Genomic DNA, 19,981 nt, shown 5'->3' with positions numbered 1-19,981 from the left:
AAAAAGTTATTATACAGATTATCTAATGAGCTATGAATATACAATACTTCAAAAAAATTAATTAATTTTAATCGTTATGAATGAAAAGAAAAAAACTGGAATTAAACCTCAAAGATCAAAAGGAGCAGCTGAGTTCAGCCAAAGATCAATAAAAGTTAGCGGAAGAATGATGATGACTTATCTTGTTGTTCTTAACCTAGTTGTTAGTCTATTTTTAGTTTTTTGGATTTATTCCTTTTCTGATAATCAAACAGAAACAGGTCAAAATTTAATAGATAAAATAAATATATTTGAAACTCAACTACTTAATGATTCTCTATCTTTAAAACAAAATAATGAAGAATCTCAGACCAAATTTAAAACTATTGATAAAGAAATAAGAAAATTATGGGACTTGAGTAATAAGAAAAATAAATTAGCAATAGTTGGATTAACAGAGAATTTAAATTCTATGAAAGAAAGCCTTGATTCTGTGCAAAAAAATTTGCTGGCAATTCAAGCAAAGAATAGAACTAGAAATTTAGAATTAAAAGGATTATTGAATGCATTAGATGAAATCAATATTAAGTTAGCCAAACTATCATCAACTCAAGATATAACTGCAATTGAAAGTCAGATATCAGATATTGAATTATCCATTGAGTCTATTGATTCTTACAGAGTCCAAATAAATAATAAGTTTTTAGAGTTGCAATCAAAAATTGACAGAATTCAGCCTAAGAGCGAAATGTAGAATTAATATTAATAGTAATATAATTTTTTTTTCTGATTATAATAAAACCCTCAGCGGATGTGGTGAAATTGGTAGACACGCCAGATTTAGGATCTGGTGCCGCAAGGCGTGGGGGTTCAAGTCCCTTCATCCGCACCAAATTTGAATTTTACTTGTTTTTAAAAATATTGCCGTAAGCAGATAGAATAGAGTTTCTCATCCAGCGATTAGCAGGATCCGCATCTCTGCTACTATGCCAGTAAAGATGCAGTTCTAGTTTAGGAACTTTAAATGGTAATTCTAGAGTTTTTAAGTTTAAGGATTGAGCAAACCCTTTTGAGGTGGTCATTACCAGATTACTCTGATCTAGAATATAAGGTGCTACAAGGAAGTGCTGAGCCCTTAAAACTATCCTTCTAGTTGTGCCAATCTTTGCAAGCGCTAAATCTACATGTCCAAGGCCTTTTCTTCTACTCGATATATGAATATGGGAAAGAGATAAATAATCCTCAAGAGTTATTTTATTTAGTTTAACTAAAGGATGATTTTTTTTAACAGCTATTACATATTTATCTTCATAAATTTTTGAATGATTTAGAGAAGACTCATTATGTATAGGCGGGTCTATGGCGAAATCTATATTTCCAGCAGCTAGTTCTCTTGGGGTTTCTTTTCTGGGTACACTAAAGCTCTCAATATCTACTTCGGGAGCTAAGGTTCCAAGTTCTTTTAGAAGACTTGGTAGTAATCTGTATTCGGAAGTATCTCCAATAGCTATACGAAAAAGAGTTTTTGCTGTGACAGGATCAAACCTTTCTGATTCAGCCACTGAATTTCTTAAGAGGCTTAATGCTTGCCTTACATCTAATATAATATTCTGCGCTGCTGGAGTTGGAGTCATTCCGTTTGAAGTTCTAATGAATAATTCATCATTAAAAGTTTCTCTTAATCTTAAAAGAGCATTACTAACAGCGGGCTGAGTTATACCAAGAATTTTACCTGCTTTCGTAAGATTACCTTCTGTATAAATAATATCAAAAGCAATAAAAAGGTTTAGGTCAACATTGTTTAGGTTCATGTCTTAAGAAATTTTCTAGACTCCTTGCTATAAGAGTATTATTATTTTGTCTTTATTTAATTATGAGTTATAAGTTTATCTTATAGAAACCATCTGTAAAACTTATTATAGTAATTTTATTTAAAACTTTAACAAATCATTTAAGAAGGAGAAATAATGGCATTTAAATTTTCAGACAGGTCGAAGGAGCTTCAACTTAGAATTTCTTCTTTTCTTGAGGAGCATATTTATCCATCAGAGGAAATCTATGCAACTCAAATGAAAGAATTTACCGAACAGGGAAATAGGTGGCAGATACCTAAAATTATAGAAGATAAGAAAGCGATTGCTAAATCAGAAGGACTCTGGAACCTTTTTTTACCAGAGAATCCTATGGGTGAAAGTATGAGCAACTTAGATTATGCTCCTCTATGTGAGCTAATGGGGACTTCTGGTATTGCTTCAGAAATATTTAATTGTTCTGCTCCGGATACTGGAAATATGGAAGTGCTCGCTCGCTATGGAACCCCAGAGCAGCAAGATCAATGGTTAAAACCCCTTCTAGAGGGTGAGATAAGGTCAGCTTTTGCCATGACTGAGCCTGCTGTCGCTTCTTCTGACGCAACTAATATTTCTTCTTCTGCTGTATTAGAAGGAGATGAGTATGTAATAAATGGAGAGAAGTGGTGGACTTCAGGAGCTGGAGATCCCAGGTGCAAAATTCTTATTTTTATGTGTGTAACAAATCCAGACAATCCAAAACATGCCCGACAATCTCAGATATTAGTCCCTATGGATACACCGGGAATAGAGCTTAAGCAAATGATGCATGTATTTGGTTATGATGATGCGCCCCACGGTCATGGAAGGATAGAGTTTAAGAATGTTAGAGTTCCAAAGGAAAATATGATCCTTGGAGAGGGAAGAGGTTTTGAAATTGCTCAGGGAAGATTAGGACCAGGTAGAATTCATCACTGCATGAGAACTATTGGGGTTATGGAAAGAGCTTTAAGATTGATGTGCGAAAGATCTCAATCTAGAGTAGCTTTTGGAAAGCCTCTAGCTGAATTAGGTGGAAATTTTGATGTCATTGCCGATTGCAGAATTGATATTGAGACATCTCGTCTTCTTACTTTAAATGCTGCTGATAAGATGGATAAGTTAGGCAATAAAGAGGCTAGGAGTGATATTGCTCAGATTAAGGTCCATGTGCCTATCGTGGCTCAAAGGCTAATTGATAAAGCAATTCAGATTTATGGAGCAGGTGGAGTAAGTCAAGACTTCCCATTAGCAAGCATGGCGGCACATATGAGAACATTACGACTAGCTGATGGTCCTGATGAAGTGCATAGAAGAACAGTAGCTAAAGAAGAGCTAAAGAAGCATCCAATAAATTAAAAATATAAACCCTGCTCTGAAATAAGGGCAGGGTATTTATCAATTATTTGAACTATGATCAATATGATGAGATAGTATTTTCATCTGGGTAATTTTAGTCTCTTATTAGCTTAGAATTTTTGTTAAATTAGTTACGATTAATCCAGATTTTTATAGTACATGGAGCTAAATATGAAAAGAATTATTTCAATTATGTCATTCATAATATTTCTGACTTCTTGTGATGTTGATAGTAAGTTAGGACCAGTACCAGAATTAAATGCGTATACGGATGAGCAAAATTTTACTTTAGAGAAATTCCAGTGGCTAGGATTTGATCCATCTTTATTAAAAACTGAATCACTAAAAGATGGCCTAAATGTCATCTTTGGATACGGAGGCAACATCCTTGTATCTGTAGGAGAGGATGGCGTCTTAATAATTGATAGTCAGTTTCCAGAAGTGTATGACACAATTCTAAAAGAGATAGAGAAGATGGGTGGTAGTTCAGTAGATTATGTGATAAATACTCATTTTCATTTTGATCATGCTGAAGGGAATAGAGCTTTTGGTCCCTTAGGAGCAGATATTATTGCTCATGAGAATTCTATGGATTACTTTAGGCAAGGAGCTAATATTGATATGGTTGGGATAGCATGGCCCCAGCAACCTTATGAGCAATTAGCTATACCTAGAATAACTTATTCAGATGTAATGACCTTAAATTTAAATGGTCATACTATAGAAGTTATGCATTTTGGTCCTGCTCATACCACAGGGGACAGTTTTATATACTTTAAAGAATCCAACGTCATTCATATGGGAGATGTTGCTAACCTTACTGGTCTTCCTTTCATAGATGCAGGAAATGGAGGTACGATTGATGGAATGATTTATTCTATAAGAAGAGTAATGGAAATAATTAATGAAGAAACAATTGTTGTGCCAGGTCATGGAGAAGTCTCAACTATCCAAGACTTAGAGGAGTATGTTTCTAAGATGGAAACAGCAAGAGATAGAATTGCTAAGTTAATAGATCAGGGTATGACGTTAGAAGAAGTGGTCTCAGTAGATCCAGCTTCAGATCTATTTCCATCCAGTCCTTTTGATGGTGCAACCGGAATGTCAGCTTCAAAAGCCTTTGCCGACAGAGCTTATGTCTCTATGAAAAAGTGAAATTTAAGCCTATTGAAATATATATATGGTGAGATAAATTTATGATCAGATTAGTTATTTTATGGGTACTAATTTTAAGTAATTCTCTCTGGTCTCATGGCACTGTGCGAAGTGTTTCAAAAGATCAAGAATTAGAGGGAAAGATTATTTTTCCAAATACCGATGGTTTTATAACCTTAGTCTCTGACCTGCATACTCATTCAGTATTTTCCGATGGCCATGTTTGGCCCAATGTGCGTGTTGAGGAAGCTTTAAGAAATGGTTTGGATATATTAGCTATTACTGAGCATTTAGAGTATCAACCTCACATTGCATACATACCAAATAAAGATAGGAATGCTTCGTATCTTGAAGCTGTTGAGGCCTCTTCTACTAGTAATCTTATAGTTCTTTCAGGATCAGAAATAACCCGAAGTATGCCTCCTGGGCATATGAATGCTATTTTCTTAAAGGATTCAAACAAACTTTTAAATCTAGATAAAAGAAATGAAAAGAAAGCACAAAAATTAATAGAAGAAGGGGGATTTGGGTTTGACCTTAGGGAACAGGATATGCCTATGGCCAATCATTATGCTCTTGCAAGCATATGGCCTGTTGAAGAAGCCGTCTTGGAAGCAAATAATCAAGGTGCCTTTGTTTTCTGGAATCATCCAATGTGGACCTCTCAAGCCTCAGATGGGGTTGCTCGCTTATCAGATTTGCATAAGGAGTTTATCAAGAATAATCAACTTCATGGAATAGAGATCGTTAATGAAGATACTTTTTCTGAAGAAGCTTTAGAGATTGGTTTGAATAATAACCTGACTTTAATTGGAACATCAGATGTGCATAATTTAATAGAATGGGATTATCAGACTAGAAAAGGAGAGCATAGGCCGGTCACACTTATTTTTGCTAAAGAACGAACAAAGCCTGCCATTAGAGACGCATTGTTTAATGGCAGAACAGTAGTTTGGTTTAAAGATATTCTTATAGGCAAAGAAAAAAATCTAGTACCTTTACTTGAATCAATGATTTCTATTGAATCTTTAGGTTACAGAGAAGGAACGCAAATGGATGTAAATCAAGAAACATCAATATTGACTGTGTCCATTAGGAATAAATCATCAGCTGAGCTAAAAATTCAAAACCAATCGGCATTTTCTTTTATAAAGCATACAAATTTAATAGTATTGCCAAGTGAAGGAGAAATGGAACTTCAAGTAAAAACTTTAAAACAATTAGAAGATATTAAGCTTGATTTTTTAGTTCTTAATGCCCTTATAGAGCCGGACAAAAATCCTATAATTAATTTCAAGATAAATATTTAATTTAAAAATTAAATATCTTGTTGGACTTATCTGCAAAGAAAGTTTATTTAGACCTTTCAGTTACTTAATTTTTAATCTTAATTCAAAATCTAATTCCCCTGTTTTTGAATGTTCTTCTTGCATTTTTATCAAATGACTTAGTAAGTGTTCGGGCATCGCAGATGATTTTCTAACTTTCATATCAATATGCACTAACATATTTTCAGTTGTTGCAGATAATTCTCCATGTTCAGTTAATATGACTCCTCCGTAATGGATTAATTTGGGGCCAACATCTATTAATCTAAAGTATGGAAAGGCCTTGTCTCCTTCCTTCAATTCCTTAAGATATCTAATATTCATCTCCAAGGTAAAACTTGAAAATCCTTGATTAAAGTAGTCTTCAGTAAAGCCCATATCTGCATATAGTTCGCTGCAACAATCTTCAAATATATGTGCATAATAAACAACATTCATATGACCATTTACATCACACATTTCATTAGTAACAGTCACTGCATCACATTTATATGGAAATTTATTTTTCATATCAATCCTTTTATTATGAGACGTTTAATTAAATTAATAACTTAGTACCCTAAAATATAGCCTGAAAATACATTAGATTAATAATTAAAGATACTTAAACTTTACAAGTATTTGAAAAATATGAATGATTTAATGTAATATTGATTTTAATAGATCAATGAAGACAAAAGGATATGTATTATGAAAATTAGTAAATCTAGCTTTATTTTATTATTGGTATTATTTAACTCTTTTTCACTCTATTTAGAAGATTCAGAGAGTTGATTAGACCTATTTCTTCCTGCAAACATTAGACACGTAGCTCAGTCTGGTTAGAGCACCACCTTGACATGGTGGGGGTCGGTGGTTCGAGTCCACTCGTGTCTACCAAGGTTTAGTCAAATTGCTTTTCTACACTAGAAAAAAAGAAATAGAAAATCATACCAAAGAACATTACACCTGAAACTACATAAAAAACTGCATCCCATGAATTAGTTGCGTTGAGAATTAGACCAGATAAATAAACACCAATTATTCCTGGAATAGCTCCAATCATATTAGTAATTCCCATTAAAGTACCAGTGTATTTAGGGCCAATATCTGCGTGATTGACTATAAATCCTCCTGCAGCGAAGCCAGAAAATGCATTTCCAATGCACATAATAGTTATTACTGAAGCTACTGTTTCAAAGGAGGGAACCAGTGCAAGACATATACCTGCTCCTCCAAACCCTAAAGTGTTGCAAACTTTCCTAACTGTTAAGAGTTTGATACCTTTGCTTAAAAGGAAATCACCAAAAAAACCACCTATATTTAGAAATATAAAAGAAGTGAGGTGTGGGAGCATAGCCAGAAGGCCTACAGAAGAAAATTCAACTCCTAATCCTTGATTAATAAATATAGGGAGCCAGGCAAGAAATACAAAGAGTGAATAATTGCTGCAAAAATGAGCTACTGCGATTGCCCATAAAGCTTTGTTAGTCAATAAAATTTTCCACGGAGGATTTTTTGCTTCTTCATTTGTAGGAGCATTTTCCTCTATTAAATTTAATTCCTCTTTAGATATGCTTGCATGTTCTCTGGGGTTTGAAGTGACATATTTATTCCAAAAGTAGAACCAAATAAACCCAATGCCTCCAAAGAGATAAAAAGCCCACTCCCATCCAAGATTTATGACAATTATAGGTGTTGTGATAAGTGCAAAAACCGTCCCAATGAAAAGTCCACTATTAGTCAATGCGACAGCTCTAGACCTTTCTCCAACAGGAATCCATCTAGCATAAAGACTATGCCATGCAGGAAAGGTTATACCTTCTCCTAATCCCATTCCTATTCGGGCAAGAATGAGTAAAGTAAAACTCATATAAGAAGCTAGGGGTGTTAAGATAGTAAATATAGACCAAATAATTAATCCATATCCAAGTACCTGCTTCGCTCCAAACTTGTCTGATAAATAACCTCCAAGAACTTGAGTCACAATATAACCCACAAAGAAAGAAGCCGATACTAGGCCTATTCTTTCATAGTCCCACCCTAATTCTTTAGCCATTGGAATGATGGTAATAGAAATATTGACTCTATCTATATAACAAATGAAGACGGCAAGAACAGAAAGAAAAACAATATTAAATCTTACGGGCATTACTTATTAAAGCATTGATTGGTATGATTTACTTAAATATCTTAATAATCGAGATTAATTAGGCTTCTTCTTATGAAATCAAAAAATTCAATAGATATCAATGCGGATTTAGGAGAGTTTCAAAATGACAGTCAACTTACTAAAGAACTGAAAATTTTGAAATATATTAGTTCCTGCAGTGTGGCCTGTGGCGGACATATAGGCGATGAGATAAGTATTAGGCTCATTCTCGAGGAATGCAATAAATATGATATTGCTGTTGGTCCTCATCCTTCTTATCCAGATAAAGAAAACTTTGGAAGAAGAAAAATGAATATCTCATTAGGAGATTTAGATACTTCTTTAAGACTACAGATTCAAAATTTTTTAGACATTGCTGATGATTTATCTATACCAGTAAGACACATTAAGCTTCATGGTGCTCTTTATAATGAAACAGCAAAAAAAGAAGAACTTACAAATTTACTAATTCATATTGTTGAATCTATTGATCGGAAGTTAGCCATTATCGGACCAATGAACTCTCTATTAGAAAATGAGGTAGCGAAGACATCTATTTCCTTCATTTCAGAGGGTTTTATTGATCGTCGGTACAGAGAGGATTATAGCCTTGTGGATCGCAGAACTCATGGCGCTATTTTGGAATCAATCGAAGAACAAATCGACCAGGCTAGAGACATAGCAGTTAATCAAAAAGTAACAACCGACAATAATCAACAAATTAGCCTACATGCAGACACATTGTGTTTCCATGGAGACAACCAAAATTCTTTAGAGCTTATAAAGGGTGTGAGTAATATGCTGATAGAAGAAGATATCAAAATTCAAAAAATTTCTTTTGATTAGTTCAGCCTCACTTAAAATTTCTGATTTTTCAGAAAATATTTTCTTAATTTCATTATACGAGATTGTTGACGGCATAGAGATGAGCCATTTTTTTTTCTCATTGTCGGAATACTTAAGGAATTCAAATCATTGGATAGAGGTTGTTTCAGGTGAAGATTCTCTTATTGTTAAATACAGTTTATTCAATAATTCCAAGGGTAAATCTCAGGAGACTTTAGAAAAACAAATAAAAGATTTTAATTATTTAGAGGAAAAAAAAGAGGCCACTGTCCTAAGAGTGCCTATTTGTTATTCAGAAGAATTTGCCTATGATCTCCAAGACTTAAAAATTCAAAGCTCTTTATCAAGTCAGGATATTATAAATTTACATTCTAGCCTTACCTATAAAGTAAAAATGATTGGGTTCACGCCAGGTTTTGCTTACCTAGGAGACTTACCAAAAGAGTTGATGATAGAAAGGTTAGCAAAGCCAAGAGTTAACTTAGTTCCTGGATCTGTAGGAATAGCAGGTAATAGAACTGGTATTTATACTTTGGGAGGTCCTGGTGGCTGGAGGATTATAGGCAGAACACCTTTGAGTCTTTTTAATCAAAAGAAGAAAAATCCTTTTATTATTCTGCCAGGGATGGAAGTTAAGTTTGAACCTATTGATAAAGATGAATTTAAAAATTTTAAGGTTAATGAGTCTTATGACTATTAAAATAATTTCTCCAGGTTTGCAGACAACTGTCCAAGATATGGGAAGAATAGGATGGCGGCATATGGGAGTTCCAGAATCAGGAGCAGCTGATAAATTCTCTATGAAGCTTGCAAACCAGCTTTTAAAGAAGAATCTTAATTCTCCAGTACTTGAATGTACTTTAACAGGACCTATTTTAAAGTTTTTAAAACCTCTTACCTTTGTTATAACGGGAGCTAATATGGAGTCTAGAATAAATAATAATTTTATTGAGAACAATGTGCCTTATAAAGTGAAGGAGAATGATGTGCTTTCTTTAAGCAATTGTTCAACCGGGTGCAGAAGTTATATCGCTTTTTCAGAAGATATAATTTGTAATTCTTTTCTAGAAAGTTACTCCACTTATTTACCTGCACAGCTAGGAGGTATTAATGGGCTAGCATTGCAAGCAGGCTTTACTTTAAAAACACAACCTTGTGAACTTACTCTTTCTAGAGAAGAGAACATAGATATAAATCAAGTACATTCTTATCAAAATGAATGGAAAATAAGAGTGCTAGTAGGGCCAGAATTTAATTTACTTGCAGATGAATCCAAGGAAACTATCTTTAAGAGTAATTACCTCGTTACTAATGATACCAGTAGGATGGGGACAAGGATTAAAGGAATTAATTTACAATTTGATAATAAGTATCATATGCTTAGTGCTCCAGTAAATACCGGCACCATTCAATGTCCAGAAAATGGATTACCTATAATTTTAGGATGTGATGCTCAGACTCTTGGAGGATATCCAAGGATTTTACAGATAGCAGAAATTGATCATCCAATAATAGGGCAATTAAGGCCTAACGATAAAATCTCTTTTATAAATATAACAATTGAAGAAGCTAGTAAACAGCTAGTATTTTAAGTTTCTATTGCCTGTCAGATATAGAGGTTATTTCTTTCTCAATAAATTCCACCACTCTTGAAAGAGGACTGCATGATCTTTGTCATATTGTAAGGCTAATTCAGGAGAGTCCGATGGTACTTCCTGAATGTCGGTAGGCCCTAATTTTGAAGCTCCATCAACTGGGTCAATCCACTCCAGATCAATATCATCAATTACGCCATCATATTTTGCTGTCACTTCTTCATGATGATCGGTTATTTGATGGGTTAGCATAAAATCTAAATAAGAAGGATATGCCAGCAGGGCATAATAAGTACCTCTATCTCGACCTCGCCAATATTCATAATGTATTACTTGATCTTCATTTGTGTGAGTCTTTTCAAATAATTCCCTAGACAAGTCCTCAAAGAATTCTTCTTTTCCTTGAACTACCTTAATGTGAGCTAGTAATGTCGCCATATTTTTTAGGTCTTTTTAAAGTTCAGATTTAATTCCAGCGTGCCAAGCATGATTCCTGGTTGATGCATAAAGCTATTATTCTTTGCATAACTCATTTCATCTAGCCTATCAAAGATACAATTCCATGCTATAACTTGTTCCAATCTAGATATTCCTGCTCCTGGACAAACTCTTGGGCCGGCTGAAAATGTAAGATGTCTAGTGACCGCTTTTCGATCTAGTCGAAGTTCCATAGGGCATTCAAATTCGTCAGGATCAACGTTAGCGGATGCCCATCTTAAATGCAAGATAGAGCCCTTAGGCACTTTAACTCCTTGGAACACTTCATCTTGACTAGTTTCTCTGGTAGATAATCCTTGAGTTGGAGAGCGCATTCTCATGGCTTCTTCAGTAAATTGCCTAATTAGACCCCTATCTTTTTTTAACTTAGTGAATAGTCCTTCATGTTCGCATATAAGTTGAGCTTGCTGTTCAATAGCATATTGAGTAGTTTCAAGGCCACCTATAACCATTGCGTAAACTACACCATTGATCTCAGGATCTGTTAGTTTTCTACCCAAAGCTTCATAGGTTAGTTCAGTTAAGAAAGTAATCATGTCATCTTTTGGATTTTTCCGTTTATCTTCTACTTGTTCTTGAACATATTCTTTAAAACCATCAAGGAGTTTGAATTGTTCGTCAGCTTGCTCTTTTGATAATACATTCATATGTCCTTTACCATATACATATGGAGCGACTTGAGCTTCACCCCATTTCGCTAGGAGAGGAATATCTTCAAGAGGAAATCCCAGTACATTAGCAAGAACTATTTGAGGAATGGGTCTTGCAAATTCACTAACAAAATCTATTTCATTTTTATTAATCCAATTATCAATGACTTCATTGACTGTCTTGGTGATCATTTCTTTGTGTCGTTTAGCTCCAGGACCTACCCAAGGGTCTGTCAGTTCTTGTCTATGCGCCCTCCAAAGATCCATATTAGGCCTTAGCGTAAGCATAGAAACCAACATTGCATTCATTTTTGATCTAGCTTTTTCTGAAACCTCAGCCATTTCTTTTAACGGTTGAATGGTACCAGGTGGAAAGCGTTCGGGATCTTTTACAACTCTAGAAATATCTTCATGTTTGGAAAGAATAAAAGCATCATGCTCAGCAGTAGTGCCTTCTCCAGGGATTATGTGGACGGGAGCTTCGTTATGAAGAATCTCATAAGCTTCATACCAGTGTTCTTGAGCACCTGGAGCAAATAGATCAACATCACTAAGTGACATTGGGCATTTCATTTCACTTAAGTCATGATTAGGTAATTTACTATTCATCTCTATTCCTTCAGTATATTAGTTATATAACTAATATCACAAACAAAATAATAAATTTAATTGATTGCAAGTGGATGCATTATTAACTGGCATTTTCATATATATTTTATCTTTGACAAAAGTATGATTTACTAATCTAAGAAAAATAATGAGCAAAGCTATAAAAGAAGATCAACCCATTAAAGTATTCACGGCTAAGAGTATAATTACCATGAATCCATCACTACCTAGAGCTAATGCAGTAGCTGTAAGAAATGGCCAAATTTTAGAGACAGGCACATTAGAATCTATGCAACCTTGGTTAAGTAGAAACAATCATGTTATCGATGATCAATTTACAGATTTAATCATAGTACCTGGACTCATAGATCCACATCTTCATCCTTCTATGGCAGCAGTTTTGCTACCTATGCATTTCATTACAGCCATGGAATGGAGGATGCCTTGGGGAACTATTCCAGCAACAACTTCCGAAGATCAATTTGATCAACGCTTAACAGAGGCTATGGTCAATCCTACGCATCAAGAACTTTTCATTACATGGGGTCATCATGAGCTTTGGCATGGACCTATATCTAAATCAAGATTAAACACCATTGAATCAGAGAGGCCTCTAATTGTTTGGAATAGGTCTTTTCATGAACTTTGCATGAACGATGGAGCGTTAGAATTTTTAGGGATAAAAGAGTCTGATGTAAAAGATTTAAGTCAAATTGATTTTGAGCGAGGTAGATTCTTTGAAATGGGTCTGGGTTATGCCATTCAAAAGTTAAATCCTTATATATTAGCACCTGAAGTATTTAAAGAAGGACTTACAAAACTTAAGCAAGTGGTGCATTTTGGGGGTCAAACCACTATTGCTGATATGGCGGTGGGTCTTTTTGACTTTGAAACTGAAGTCCAATCTCAAATGGCCCTTTATGATAACAAAGAGACACCCTTTAGGGTGGAGCTTGTAGCCCAATCAATAGCCTTGTCCGGAACTACAACAACTTCTGAGGCGGAAGCGATAATTGCTAAATTACCTGAACGGAATAAGCATAGATTAAAGTTTCGAAAACGAGTAAAACTATTTACTGATGGAGCATTTTTTTCCCAAGTTGCTCAATTGCTTGATCCAGGCTATATAGATGGGCATCAAGGGGAGTGGTTAAGTACACCAGAACAATTTGAAGAGGCTACAAGGGTTTATTGGAACAAAGGTTATACAATTCATGTCCATGTCACTGGTGATTTAGGTTTGGAATTAGCAGTTGATGTCTTGGAAAAAATGCAATTTGAAAGACCACGTTTTAATCATGGTTTTACTATAGAACATTTTGGATTTTCTACCCCTGAACAAGTACATAAATTGGCAAAGCTTGGAGCAAATATTTCTGCAAATGTTTATTATCTTCATGAATTATCTAATATTTATGCCAATAATTCTGTTGGCTTTGAACGAGCTTCATCCATGGCAAGAATTGGGACAAGCTTCAGGGAAGGTATTACAACCACATTCCATTCTGATTTTACGATGGCGCCTGCACAACCTTTAATGAGTATGTGGGTGGCAGTAAATAGAATAAATGAGAAGGGCAAGGTTATGGGAAAAGAGGAGTGCATAACTCCCCAACAAGGCCTAGAGGCTATTACTATAAATGCTGCTAGAGTTTTAGGTCTAGATCATGAGATTGGAAGTATTAGAGCAGGTAAAAAAGCAGATTTTACAGTGCTTGCAGAAGATCCATTGGAAATAAATCCTATAGACATTAAAGATATTAGAATTGAAGCCACTGTATTTGAAGGAAAGGTCTTTGATATAAAATCATCATGATACCCATAACAATTGTCGCTGGATATTTGGGCGCAGGTAAGACTACTTTCATAAATAAAGTCTTGAAGGAAACTAAATCTCCTTTAGGCATTCTTGTGAATGATTTTGGGGATCTAGCTATAGACTATGATTTAATCCAAAATGATGATGGCTTAACCTATTCTCTTGCCAATGGCTGTGTGTGTTGCAAATTAAATGATGACACAGGTGCGGCTCTAGAGAGTATTAAAAACAAAGATATATCAGGGGTATTGCTGGAAGCAAGCGGTGTTGCTATACCTGTCAAAATTGCTAATTATGGTCTTAGTTGGCCAGGGTTTTCTTTGAATGGCATCTTATCTCTTGTTGATGGCCAAAGTATTGAAAGTTTATTGCATGATAAATATGTAAAAACTACTGTCAAAGATCAATTAATTCAAGCCGATAGAATAGTATTAAATAGATATAAAGATGGCATACAGAAGAAGTTGTTAGAATTAAATTCTGAGATTTATAAGGACCAAGAAATTCAAAATTATCCAGAATTCATACAAGATAGTTTTTTTTCAAAGAAAGAGGTGGGTAATTTTCAAAAAAATCACTTCGCGTTTAAAACATGCAGCTTAATTTCTAAAGAATCAATTGATAAAGACCAACTGGAAGACTTTTTGTCGAGTAATCCATATATACATAGAGCAAAAGGCTGGATAAGAGATCGACAAGAAAAATCATGGTTAGTGCAAATGAATAAGAGTGGATGTAAATTTCTTCCCTGCACTTATCAAACGCAAACTAGACTGATTTTTATTTCAACAAAACCGATAAACTTTCAATCTACGTAATTGGTTTGTTTAATATTGATTAGAGTAGATTATATTAAATCTTAATTTCTTTGGTAGGCTGGATCACTACGGTCACGCATTCCTTTAGGGCCTTCATCGTTTACTTCGCCTTTATCACAAGCCGGCTCAAATCGAGTCCAGTCATGAATCCCTTGTCTTTTAATTATCTTCCATTCCCCACTTCTTTTTTCGAATTTATCGATATACCTACCGCCAACAAACACGTCTTCATCAATGGTGACATCATGCTTTCCAATAAATCCTGCATCAGATTCAAGCCCTTTAGCAATGCGATGATAGGCCGTCCAATAGGATTCAGACCATGCAAAATCTCCATCAACTTCGATGAGAATATTTCCGATTAAATGCTGAGATTGGTCTAGTTTGGAAAGAATGTCGAAGGCAAAGTCGCAAAATTGGGCAGATGGACCTTCATAGGATCCGTGATGGTGAACAGAATCTTCATGAAATACAGATTCCAATAGTTCTCGATCTAATCTATCAATTGCCCGGCAATACTTGTAGACAACATCGCTAATGGCTATTTTTTCAGCCGCCAATTCTAGATGATCTTTCATTACTTTCTCCCTTCTTGATTAAAACCTTTTCAGAAATTATAGTTAAGTTTAATATAATTACATATGACAAGTAAGTTAGTAGAGATTTTATTCGCGCACATTGCAAACTGGCGAAAAGTTTGGTTTGGTTTAATCTTTTGGGGAAGCATTTTTAATGCTGTAGCTCCTAAAATTGGAATATTGGAAAATCAACCTTATCTCACTTTAGTTTGTTTTGGAGCTGGATTTTTAATAGGATTAGTAGCGAAAATAAGAGGGACATGGTTATGGCATCTGAAGACATAGCTGCAGAGTTTTCCTTTGAGCGAGAAAAGGAAATAGCTAAGAATCTATCCCAAAGATTTCAGTGGGAGATGATGGCAATAGGTCTTGGACAGGCACTTATATGGCTTACTCTATGGCCATTAGTGATATACGAGATTTTACCTCTTTGGCTTGGTTTTGTGGTTGCCATTTTATGTGCCTGCATGGCTTATTTGCCTTCGCATGAGAGTCAGCATGGAAATTATTCAAGAGGCAAGGCAAATTTACGATGGCTCGATTCTTTTATCGGAAATATTTCTCTAATTACCCTTAGCTTTCCATACGAAATTATGAGAGCCACACATATGAAGCATCACGCCTACACTAATCAACCGGATAAAGATTTTGATTACGATGTAAAAGACTCAAAGAATATAGGAGAAGTGGCATTGAAAGTGTGTGATGGTGCTCAAAAATATGACGCTATGATGGAAAACTTTGCTAATGACAAGGCGTTTATTAAGGCCTTTCAGAAAGGATCCATAGCAGCAAGTATATTAGGTTTAACGCAATTAATTTTGGTAATTCTATTTCCACTACAGACCTTATTCTTATGGTGGATACCTAGAAAAATTGGTACTTTTTATACGTCAGTATTTTTTTCGTGGTACCCACATTACCAATTAGATGTAGGTCGTTATAAAGACACCAGATTTTGGAGTCACTGGATGCCTCGATATATTAATCACTCTATGCAACTTCATTTTATCCACCACCTTCATCCAAGTATTGGGCATTTTGATGAGCCTAAAGCAATTGAATTATTAAAACCTTTTTTGATTGCTAGGGGCGTTCCAGGAGCAGAAAAAATACCGGAAAAGGTTACTTATAACCCAATGATCAATATCTAAATACAAGGTATAATTATTCCTTTTAATAGGAATTTAGGATGAATTCAATATTAGATCTGATTGGAAATACCCCCATACTAAAACTTTCAACTTTTGATACCGGCTTATGTGATCTATATGTTAAATTAGAATGCCAGAATCCAGGTGGATCCATTAAAGATCGAATTGGACTTTCTATTATTGAAGAGGCAGAAAAGTCTGGCAATCTTAAACCCGGCGGAACCATAATTGAAGCAACCGCAGGAAATACTGGGATTGGTTTAGCTCTAGTAGCTGCTTTAAAGGGTTATAAGATTATTTTAGTTATTCCTGACAAAATGAGCAGGGAAAAGATCTTACATTTAGAAGGATTGGGAGCAGAGATTATTTTAACTAGATCTGATGTTGCAATAGGACATCCTGAATATTACCAAGATTTAGCAAAGAAAATTGCCGAAGAAACACCAGATTCTTTCATAGCGGATCAATTCAGTAATCCTGCTAATCCCTTGGCGCATGAAACTACAACAGGTCCAGAGATATGGAACCAAATGGAGGGTAGGCTTGACGCAGTTGTGGCTGGAGTAGGTTCAGGAGGTACCTTGACAGGGTTAGCAGAATTCTTGAAAGTTAAAGATAACTCCATCCAAATGGTAGTTGCTGACCCAGAGGGTTCAGTAATAGCAGATGCGGTAAAAAATGGAAATTTTAAATATGAAGGAGGGAGTTGGTTGGTTGAAGGTATTGGAGAAGATTTTATTCCACCAAATTTAAATCTAAATAAATTAGACGATGCTGTCACTGTCTCAGACCTAGATGCTTTTACGACTTTGAATAAACTCCTTGTAAATGAAGGTATTTTAGGCGGTTCTTCAAGTGGCACTTTGCTGGCAGGGGCTATAAAATGGTGTCAAAAACAAACCTCGCCTAAAAGAGTAGTGACATTTATTTGCGATACAGGGAATAAGTATCTTTCCAAAGCATTCAATCAATCTTGGCTTTTTGATAATAATCTGACTAATAAAAAGACGCATGGAAATTTATTAGATTTAATAAATAGAAGGGCAGATTTGAATCAGATGCTTAGTGTGTCGCCATCGGATACATTATTAATTGCATACAACAGAATGAGAAGTTTGGATGTCTCGCAACTCCCAGTATTAAAAGATTCTCAAATAGTTGGGATAGTAGATGAAGAAGATTTACTCTTCTCTCTCGAAGGAAATAAAAATAATTTTCAAACAAAGGTTGAGTCTTTTATGGTTACTCAACTTGAGTCTTTTCAGGTAAATGAGAAAGAACAAAGTATCATGCCTATACTGAAACAAGGAAAAGTAGCTATTATTATGGATAATGATATTTTCTTAGGTTTTATAACTAAGGTAGATCTAATAAACAGATATAGAAATAAAATGAGGCCTGATTGATAGAAATGAGTAAAAAAAATAAACAAGGTTTTGAAACTAGGGCTATTCATGACGGACAAGAGCCTGACCCTTCAACTGGAGCCATCATGACTCCAATTTTTGCTACTTCAACTTATGTGCAAGAGAGTCCTGGAGTGCACAAAGGTTATGACTATTCAAGAAGCGGAAATCCAACTAGAAAAGCTTTAGAAGATTGTATGGCTTCTTTAGAAAATGGCGAATCTGGCTTTGCCTTCTCTTCGGGCTTGGCAGCAATGTCTACTATCTTAGAAATTTTAAGTTCAGGAGATCATGTCATTGCAATGGATGATCTTTATGGAGGAACATACAGGCTATTTCAAGACGTAAAAAAAAGATCTTCTGGTCTTGATTTTACTTTTACTGATTTAAGCTCTTTGGAAAATCTTGAAGCGTCTCTTCAACCTAATACTAAAATGATTTGGGTTGAATCTCCAACAAATCCTTTATTAAAGATAGTAGATCTCAAAGAGATAAGTAATTTTGCAAAGAAACATAATCTAATATCTGTATGCGATAATACCTTTTGCTCTCCTTATCTCCAAAAACCTCTTGATTTAGGTTTTGATATCGTCGTGCATTCTGCTACTAAGTATTTAAATGGTCATTCAGATGTAATTGGAGGTATGGTTGTTACTTCTCCTTCTAGAGAAGATTTAACCAAGGAAATGACTTTTTTAGCTAATGCCATTGGTGCTGTCATGGGACCGTTCGATAGCTTTTTAGTCTTACGCAGCTTAAAAACGTTAGCAGTAAGGATGGAGTGTCATTGTAAAAATGCTTTGGCCATTGCTCAATTCCTTGAAAAGCATGAATCTATTGAGAAAGTAATTTACCCTGGATTAGAAAGTCATCCTCAGAATGATATAGCAAGAAAACAAATGCCTTTATTCGGGGGTATGATCACAATTATTATTAAAGGCGGATTAGAAAAAGCTTCTCAATTTTTAGAAAGGACCAATATATTTTCATTGGCAGAAAGTCTAGGAGGAGTAGAGAGTCTAATAGAACATCCAGCCATCATGACTCATGCTTCAATGCCAAAAAAACTTAGAGAAGAAATAGGGGTTGTAGATGGCTTGGTCCGTATTTCAGTTGGTATAGAATCTTTAGATGATTTGCTAGATGACTTAAACCAAGCCCTGGCTTAATCAAGACTTAGATGGTGTGTACCAATTTACGTCCCTGGTATTAGTATCAATTTCATCAACAACATCTAAAACAAGAGCAAAAAGAGCCATCCTAATCAGCACTCCATTGTCTGCTTGCCTATAAATCGCAAGGTTTGGATTATTGTAAAGATCTGCATTAAGTTCATTTGCATCTTTTCTTGAATCTCTGGGAAGAGGGTGCATGATCACTGTGTTTGGTTCGCAGTTCTGGGTATAAATATTCTTATTTAAGCTTAATAGACCTTTATATTTTTTAGCTTCTTGTTTATTTTTGAATCTTTCTTCTTGAATTCTAGTCATGTAAATAATATCAACTTCGGAAATTCCTTTTTCTAGATTTTCTGTTTCTTCTATGGCAATACCTCTGGTCATTAAAAGATCTTTGTACTCTTCTGGAAGTCTTAGTCCATCAGGAGAGATGAGATTAAATGAAACATTTTCATAGAGTGACAATACTTTGCATAACGAATGGACAGCTCTTCCATATTTTAAATCACCCACAAGAGCTATTCTAAGAGAATCAATATTCTTATTATTGGTTGTTAATTCCTGCTGTATGGTAAAAAGATCTAATAATGCTTGGGTAGGGTGTTCATTTGAACCATCTCCTCCATTTATAACAGGAACTCTACTAGCTTCAGAGAACTCTTTTACGGAGTTAGTTTCTGGATGTCTCATAACAATAATATCGCTATATCCACTAAGAACTTGAGCCGTATCTACCAAAGATTCTCCTTTAACTAAAGACGAGGAGCCTACTTCGGTTGTTTCCCTTACAGCTCCACCAAGTAAGTTAAATGCTGAACCAAAGCTGATACGAGTTCTCGTGCTGGGTTCAAAAAACATATTTCCTAATATGGCGCCTTCTAGCACCCTAGTTACTTTCTTTTTTAAGGCAAAAGGTTCTAATTCTTTAGCAACAGAGAAGAGTGTCTCGATGTCAGATCTTTCGAATTGATCTATTGATAGAATATGGTTACCGCTAAAATTCAATATATTTTTTTATGAACTTAGAACTATTCTAACATTATTCTTGA

The 19,981-nt window shown here is 35.0% G+C and carries 20 protein-coding genes and 2 tRNA genes; 15 read left to right on the top strand and 7 right to left on the bottom strand.

The genetic code is table 11. The features are described 5' to 3' along the window. Nucleotides 1–76: 76 nt before the first annotated feature. Nucleotides 77–733 carry a hypothetical protein gene (locus tag P8J93_04080; protein ID MDG2060980.1) on the top strand — a complete coding sequence of 219 codons (657 nt, stop codon included), beginning with the start codon at nucleotides 77–79 and terminating at the stop codon, nucleotides 731–733. A gap of 53 nt (nucleotides 734–786) precedes the next feature. Continuing rightward, a tRNA-Leu gene (locus P8J93_04075) sits at nucleotides 787–871 on the top strand. A gap of 10 nt (nucleotides 872–881) precedes the next feature. Here the strand turns inward: P8J93_04075 and P8J93_04070 are convergent. Further along, on the bottom strand, nucleotides 882–1,790 hold the full coding sequence (locus tag P8J93_04070; protein MDG2060979.1) for a LysR family transcriptional regulator: 909 nt from the start codon (nucleotides 1,788–1,790) through the stop codon (nucleotides 882–884). Nucleotides 1,791–1,946: 156 nt separating this feature from the next. Here P8J93_04070 and P8J93_04065 point away from each other — a divergent pair, with 156 nt between their 5' ends. The 3 genes from P8J93_04065 to P8J93_04055 all read left to right on the top strand — a co-directional run bounded on the left by P8J93_04065 (nucleotide 1,947) and on the right by P8J93_04055 (nucleotide 5,632). Beyond that, complete coding sequence (locus P8J93_04065; GenBank protein MDG2060978.1) at nucleotides 1,947–3,167, top strand: acyl-CoA dehydrogenase family protein; 1,221 nt, start codon at nucleotides 1,947–1,949, stop codon at nucleotides 3,165–3,167. 171 nt (nucleotides 3,168–3,338) lie between these two features. After that, the gene (locus P8J93_04060) at nucleotides 3,339–4,322 is read left to right on the top strand and encodes an MBL fold metallo-hydrolase (protein ID MDG2060977.1); all 984 of its coding nucleotides are present in this window, start codon (nucleotides 3,339–3,341) and stop codon (nucleotides 4,320–4,322) included. Between the two features lie 41 nt (nucleotides 4,323–4,363). Further along, on the top strand, nucleotides 4,364–5,632 hold the full coding sequence (locus P8J93_04055; protein ID MDG2060976.1) for an Sb-PDE family phosphodiesterase: 1,269 nt from the start codon (nucleotides 4,364–4,366) through the stop codon (nucleotides 5,630–5,632). Nucleotides 5,633–5,692: 60 nt separating this feature from the next. On the opposite strand, the gene P8J93_04050 is transcribed toward P8J93_04055, so the two are convergent. Beyond that, nucleotides 5,693–6,160: a thioesterase family protein gene (locus tag P8J93_04050; protein ID MDG2060975.1), complete on the bottom strand. Its 468-nt coding sequence runs from the start codon at nucleotides 6,158–6,160 to the stop codon at nucleotides 5,693–5,695. A 291-nt stretch (nucleotides 6,161–6,451) separates the two neighbouring features. Here P8J93_04050 and P8J93_04045 point away from each other — a divergent pair. Next, nucleotides 6,452–6,529, top strand: a tRNA-Val gene (locus tag P8J93_04045). A 4-nt stretch (nucleotides 6,530–6,533) separates the two neighbouring features. On the opposite strand, the gene P8J93_04040 is transcribed toward P8J93_04045, so the two are convergent. Then, nucleotides 6,534–7,781, bottom strand: a complete 1,248-nt coding sequence (locus P8J93_04040) for an ACS family MFS transporter (protein MDG2060974.1) — start codon at nucleotides 7,779–7,781, stop codon at nucleotides 6,534–6,536. A 72-nt stretch (nucleotides 7,782–7,853) separates the two neighbouring features. Here P8J93_04040 and P8J93_04035 point away from each other — a divergent pair, with 72 nt between their 5' ends. From P8J93_04035 to P8J93_04025, 3 genes are read left to right on the top strand one after another with little or no spacing between them, the layout of a single operon-like run. Beyond that, nucleotides 7,854–8,627 (top strand): LamB/YcsF family protein, encoded by a 774-nt coding sequence (locus tag P8J93_04035; protein MDG2060973.1) that lies wholly within the window; start codon nucleotides 7,854–7,856, stop codon nucleotides 8,625–8,627. Then, complete coding sequence (gene pxpB, locus P8J93_04030; protein ID MDG2060972.1) at nucleotides 8,620–9,327, top strand: 5-oxoprolinase subunit PxpB; 708 nt, start codon at nucleotides 8,620–8,622, stop codon at nucleotides 9,325–9,327. The genes P8J93_04035 and pxpB overlap by 8 nt, the downstream gene beginning before the upstream one ends. Further along, nucleotides 9,317–10,219 (top strand): biotin-dependent carboxyltransferase family protein, encoded by a 903-nt coding sequence (locus tag P8J93_04025; protein ID MDG2060971.1) that lies wholly within the window; start codon nucleotides 9,317–9,319, stop codon nucleotides 10,217–10,219. The genes pxpB and P8J93_04025 overlap by 11 nt, the downstream gene beginning before the upstream one ends. 27 nt (nucleotides 10,220–10,246) lie before the next feature. On the opposite strand, the gene P8J93_04020 is transcribed toward P8J93_04025, so the two are convergent. Both P8J93_04020 and P8J93_04015 read right to left on the bottom strand, forming a co-directional pair. Then, nucleotides 10,247–10,660 (bottom strand): hypothetical protein, encoded by a 414-nt coding sequence (locus P8J93_04020; protein ID MDG2060970.1) that lies wholly within the window; start codon nucleotides 10,658–10,660, stop codon nucleotides 10,247–10,249. Nucleotides 10,661–10,665: 5 nt separating this feature from the next. After that, nucleotides 10,666–11,979 carry a cytochrome P450 gene (locus P8J93_04015; protein MDG2060969.1) on the bottom strand — a complete coding sequence of 438 codons (1,314 nt, stop codon included), beginning with the start codon at nucleotides 11,977–11,979 and terminating at the stop codon, nucleotides 10,666–10,668. 148 nt (nucleotides 11,980–12,127) lie between these two features. Here P8J93_04015 and P8J93_04010 point away from each other — a divergent pair, with 148 nt between their 5' ends. Together P8J93_04010 and P8J93_04005 are read left to right on the top strand one after the other, a co-directional pair. Then, a complete protein-coding gene (locus P8J93_04010; protein ID MDG2060968.1) occupies nucleotides 12,128–13,795 on the top strand; it encodes an amidohydrolase family protein in 1,668 nt (555 codons plus the stop codon). Then, the gene (locus P8J93_04005; GenBank protein MDG2060967.1) at nucleotides 13,792–14,616 is read left to right on the top strand and encodes a GTP-binding protein; all 825 of its coding nucleotides are present in this window, start codon (nucleotides 13,792–13,794) and stop codon (nucleotides 14,614–14,616) included. Before P8J93_04010 ends, P8J93_04005 begins: the two co-directional genes overlap by 4 nt. A 41-nt stretch (nucleotides 14,617–14,657) precedes the next feature. Here P8J93_04005 and P8J93_04000 read toward each other — a convergent pair whose 3' ends face one another. After that, nucleotides 14,658–15,194, bottom strand: coding sequence for a nuclear transport factor 2 family protein (locus P8J93_04000; GenBank protein ID MDG2060966.1), 537 nt, complete (start codon nucleotides 15,192–15,194; stop codon nucleotides 14,658–14,660). 63 nt (nucleotides 15,195–15,257) lie between these two features. Here P8J93_04000 and P8J93_03995 point away from each other — a divergent pair, with 63 nt between their 5' ends. From P8J93_03995 to P8J93_03980, 4 genes are read left to right on the top strand one after another with little or no spacing between them, the layout of a single operon-like run. After that, a complete protein-coding gene (locus tag P8J93_03995; GenBank protein ID MDG2060965.1) occupies nucleotides 15,258–15,479 on the top strand; it encodes a hypothetical protein in 222 nt (73 codons plus the stop codon). Then, a complete protein-coding gene (locus tag P8J93_03990; GenBank protein MDG2060964.1) occupies nucleotides 15,455–16,348 on the top strand; it encodes a fatty acid desaturase in 894 nt (297 codons plus the stop codon). Before P8J93_03995 ends, P8J93_03990 begins: the two co-directional genes overlap by 25 nt. A 38-nt stretch (nucleotides 16,349–16,386) precedes the next feature. Then, complete coding sequence (locus P8J93_03985; protein ID MDG2060963.1) at nucleotides 16,387–17,754, top strand: pyridoxal-phosphate dependent enzyme; 1,368 nt, start codon at nucleotides 16,387–16,389, stop codon at nucleotides 17,752–17,754. 5 nt (nucleotides 17,755–17,759) lie between these two features. Next, complete coding sequence (locus P8J93_03980; protein ID MDG2060962.1) at nucleotides 17,760–18,923, top strand: PLP-dependent aspartate aminotransferase family protein; 1,164 nt, start codon at nucleotides 17,760–17,762, stop codon at nucleotides 18,921–18,923. Here the strand turns inward: P8J93_03980 and P8J93_03975 are convergent, their stop codons facing one another. Then, nucleotides 18,924–19,937 (bottom strand): aspartate carbamoyltransferase, encoded by a 1,014-nt coding sequence (locus tag P8J93_03975; protein ID MDG2060961.1) that lies wholly within the window; start codon nucleotides 19,935–19,937, stop codon nucleotides 18,924–18,926. Between the last annotated feature and the right edge of the window lie 44 nt (nucleotides 19,938–19,981).

It is taken from the genome of SAR86 cluster bacterium (assembly GCA_029268615.1).
GTDB lineage: Bacteria > Pseudomonadota > Gammaproteobacteria > Magnimaribacterales > Magnimaribacteraceae > JAQWNM01.
This window is presented reverse-complemented; position numbering and strand designations above follow the sequence as displayed.